Raw genomic sequence first — 3,576 nt, 5'->3', positions numbered from 1 at the left:
CCATCTAATGGGTTTGACCCCGGTCGATCGGTGAGGCAACTTATCAAGCTTAGCTCAGCCGGGAACCCGAATCAAAATCGGGGTCTCGTTCGAGCTAGTGTGATCGTCAGGCGCTCAACGTCCTACCTCGTTTCCCTGGTCCTTCGCTCAGCCTTTCGGCTCAGCGCGTCGGCCCCGGGTCGGTGTCCGTGTCGCTCTGACTCGAATAAAGTTACGTGTCGGTGTGCACGATGTCAAATCGCCTGGTCAGGAACGGTTTTCAGCAAGAGGTGATCGTCGCCTTCCGTTCACATGATCAATCCGCGGCGCCGACCCGTTCCACCTGACCACCCAACGCCTGCAGCTGCTCGACGAAATTCGGGTAGCCGCGGTCGATATGGAAGACGTCGTGCACCTCGGTAGTGCCATCAGCAACCAGACCGGCAAGTACCAATCCGGCGCCGGCCCGAATATCCGACGACCACACCGGTGCACTCGACAGCCGCGGAATTCCGCGCACCACCGCATGATGCCCATCCGTCCGCGCGTCGGCGCCCAGCCGGATCATCTCCTCCACGAAACGGAACCGCGCCTCGAAGATGTTCTCGGTGATCATCGAGGTGCCGTCCGCGATCGCCGCCAAACCGATGGCCATCGGCTGCAGATCGGTCGGGAATCCGGGGAAAGGCAGCGTCGAGAAGTTCACCGCGCGCGGCCGATCGGCCTGGATCACGCGGAAACCGTCCGGTTCGAACGAAATACGCGCACCGGCCGAGCGCAGCTTGTCCAGCACGAGGGACAGATGCTTGGGGTTCACACCGGTCACCCGGACATCGCCCATGGTCATCACCGCGGCGATCCCCCAAGTCGCGGCCACGATCCGGTCGCCGATCACCTGGTGCGTCGTCGGCTCGAGCCGCTCGACGCCCTGAATGGTGAGCACCGACGTACCCGCGCCGCTGATCCGCGCACCCATCCGAACGAGCATGTTGCACAGATCGACGATGTCGGGTTCACGGGCCGCGTTATCGATGACCGTCTCCCCCTCGGCCAGCACGGCCGCCATGAGGATGTTCTCGGTCGCGCCCACCGAGGGAAAGTCCAGCCTGATCCGCGCACCCTGTAGTTCGTCCGCGCGCGCGACCACGCAACCATGCTCGATCTCGCTGCTCGCGCCGAGCAGACGCAGACCCGCCTGATGCATATCCAATGGCCGCGAACCGATCGCGTCACCGCCGGGCAGTGCGACAACGGCGCGCTTACACCGCGCCATCAGCGGACCGAGCACACAAACCGAGGCGCGGAACTGCGTCACCGCGGGAAAATCCGCGTGGTATTTGGGCTCCGCGGGCGTGTTGATCGTGACGACCGACCCGTCGATCGTGACGTCGCAGCCGAGGCCGCGCAGCACATCACCCATCAACGGCACATCGAGGATGTCCGGGCAGTTCGTAATGGTGGTCGTGCCTTCGGCCAGCAATGCAGCCGCCATCAACTTGAGGACGCTGTTCTTCGCACCCCCGACCGCGACCTCACCGACGAGTCGATTCCCGCCAGTAACCAAAAACCGTTCCATGCCGCCTCTCCGCGTATTCGGCGCACTGTTGGTGCAAAGGATAGTTGCGTTGCGGGCCGGTGGTAGCAGTGCCGGGGTTATATCCAGGTAGCTGAGACGACTTTCGGGGTGTCCAGCAACTTTTGCGCGTGTCGGTGCGGATCGGACAGTTCACGAACCACCTTGTTCGCCACCAGGCTTCCACAACACGTCACCGCCCGGGTTGGCGACACGGCTGAGGATGAACAGCAGGTCGGAGAGGCGGTTCAGGTACTTCGCCGGAAGGATATTCGTATCGTCCGGATGCGCCTGCACCGCGGCCCATGCCGAACGCTCCGCCCGCCGTGCCACCGTACGGCCGGTGTGCAGCAGGGCGGCCAGCGGCGTACCACCGGGCAGAATGAACGAATTCAGTGCGGGCAGATCGGCATTGAATTCATCGCACCAGGCTTCGAGACGATCGATATAGGGCTGGGTGATGCGCAGCGGCGGATACTTCGGCTCCTCGACCACCGGGGTCGAAAGATCCGCGCCCGCATCGAACAGATCGTTCTGCACCTGGCGCAAGACCTTCCGTATCTCCGGGGCAGGGTCCCCGAGCGCGACGGCTACACCGATGGCGGCGTTCGTTTCGTCACAGTCGGCATAGGCGACCAGACGCGGATCGGTTTTGGCCACCCGCGAGAAATCGCTGAGACCGGTCGTCCCGTCGTCTCCGGTCCGCGTATAGATCCGCGTCAGGTGCACATTCACGAGTTCAGCCTAGAGCCCGGGCAGCCGACGGGTGCGATCCGAGGGCCGGGATTCGACCCAGGAGAGGAAGGCGGCCAGTGAGCCGCGGTCCAGGGCCAATTCGTAATTGCCGTCATTATCGGAAACCGCGGTCACCGCGATTTCGTCGGTCATGATGTCGTATTCGTCGCCACGCGGGCCGCGCCGATCACCGATCTCGATGCCCTGGCGTCGAATGGTGGAATCGGGGCCCAGTTTCAGACTGGAGAGCTTGTAGAAGACGAGGCGATCCTCGTCATACCGAATCAGGCCGTGCCGCCAACCCTGACCGCCGCGCGCGGGCAGCACCCGCAGAATCGCGGCGGTGCCGCCGCGGCGCAACATGATCAGCCGGTAGGTGGAAGCCAACGCCAACAGAACGAGCGTGAGCACCAGAATGATCAGGAGAACCATCCCGGTCTGCAATGCCGTTCGTCCCTTCGTTCCGCCGCCGTGTCGACGACACCTCGCGGCCATTCAACCACGGCCCCGAGTTTACAAATGGCCGGGCCTTGTCTTTGAACGTTCGAATCCGGAAACGGCGCTGTCGGCGGCGAATACCTTCGCCGCCGACAGCGCCGTGTTATCAGGTCGTACCCAATCCTGGTGCGGTACTAGGCCTTCGCCTCTTCGACCGCGCGCACCTGGCCCTGGGCCGCGATCTTCGCTTCCTCGGAGGCATCGGCGTCGGCCAGCACCCGACGGGCCGCCTCGACGTCGATCTCATCGGCGAACTCCGCGGATTCGGCCAGCACCCGGACCGAGGTCGCGGTCACCGAGAAGAACCCGCCGTGCACCGCCGCGGTGATCCGCTCACCCTCGGTGGGCACGATGCTCACGATGCCGCCCTCGACCAGCTGGCCGAGCAGCGGCTCGTGGCCCGCCATGATGCCGATCTGACCTTCGGTGGTCTGCGCGCTGACGAACGTCGCCTGGCCGGACCAGAGCAAACGTTCGACGGCGACCAGATCAACTGACATCTCCGCCATGGGTGACTACTTTCCGGCGATCTTCTTCGCGGCCGCCTCGACGTCGTCGAGACCACCGCAGGAGTTGAACGCCTGCTCCGGGAAGTGGTCGAACTCGCCCTTGCAGACGCGGTCGAACGCCTCGATGGTGTCGGTCAGCGGCACCACGGAGCCCGGCTGGCCGGTGAACTTCTCGGCCACGATGAAGTTCTGGCCGAGGAACTTCTCCAGACGACGCGCCCGGCCCACGAGGACCTTGTCCTCTTCGGAGAGCTCGTCCATGCCGAGGATGGCGATGATGTC

The 3,576-nt window shown here is 64.2% G+C and carries 5 protein-coding genes; all 5 read right to left on the bottom strand.

The window, feature by feature from the left end:
* Positions 1-295: 295 nt before the first annotated feature.
* Complete coding sequence (murA, locus tag ON44_RS06865; RefSeq protein ID WP_040687144.1) at positions 296-1,555, bottom strand: UDP-N-acetylglucosamine 1-carboxyvinyltransferase; 1,260 nt, start codon at positions 1,553-1,555, stop codon at positions 296-298.
* 150 nt (positions 1,556-1,705) lie between these two features.
* Positions 1,706-2,287 (bottom strand): cob(I)yrinic acid a,c-diamide adenosyltransferase, encoded by a 582-nt coding sequence (locus ON44_RS06860; protein WP_040687143.1) that lies wholly within the window; start codon positions 2,285-2,287, stop codon positions 1,706-1,708.
* Between the two features lie 9 nt (positions 2,288-2,296).
* A complete protein-coding gene (locus ON44_RS06855; RefSeq protein WP_040687141.1) occupies positions 2,297-2,719 on the bottom strand; it encodes a DUF2550 domain-containing protein in 423 nt (140 codons plus the stop codon).
* Between the two features lie 200 nt (positions 2,720-2,919).
* Positions 2,920-3,294 carry a F0F1 ATP synthase subunit epsilon gene (locus ON44_RS06850; RefSeq protein WP_040687139.1) on the bottom strand — a complete coding sequence of 125 codons (375 nt, stop codon included), beginning with the start codon at positions 3,292-3,294 and terminating at the stop codon, positions 2,920-2,922.
* A 6-nt stretch (positions 3,295-3,300) separates the two neighbouring features.
* On the bottom strand, positions 3,301-3,576 hold a 276-nt coding region (locus ON44_RS06845), incomplete at its 5' end, for an ATP synthase beta subunit C-terminal domain-containing protein (protein WP_040687137.1).

Source organism: Nocardia vinacea NBRC 16497 (genome assembly GCF_000308835.1).
Taxonomy (GTDB): domain Bacteria; phylum Actinomycetota; class Actinomycetes; order Mycobacteriales; family Mycobacteriaceae; genus Nocardia; species Nocardia vinacea.
Note: the sequence above shows the minus strand (reverse complement) of the source record. Positions and strands in the feature narration are given on the sequence as shown.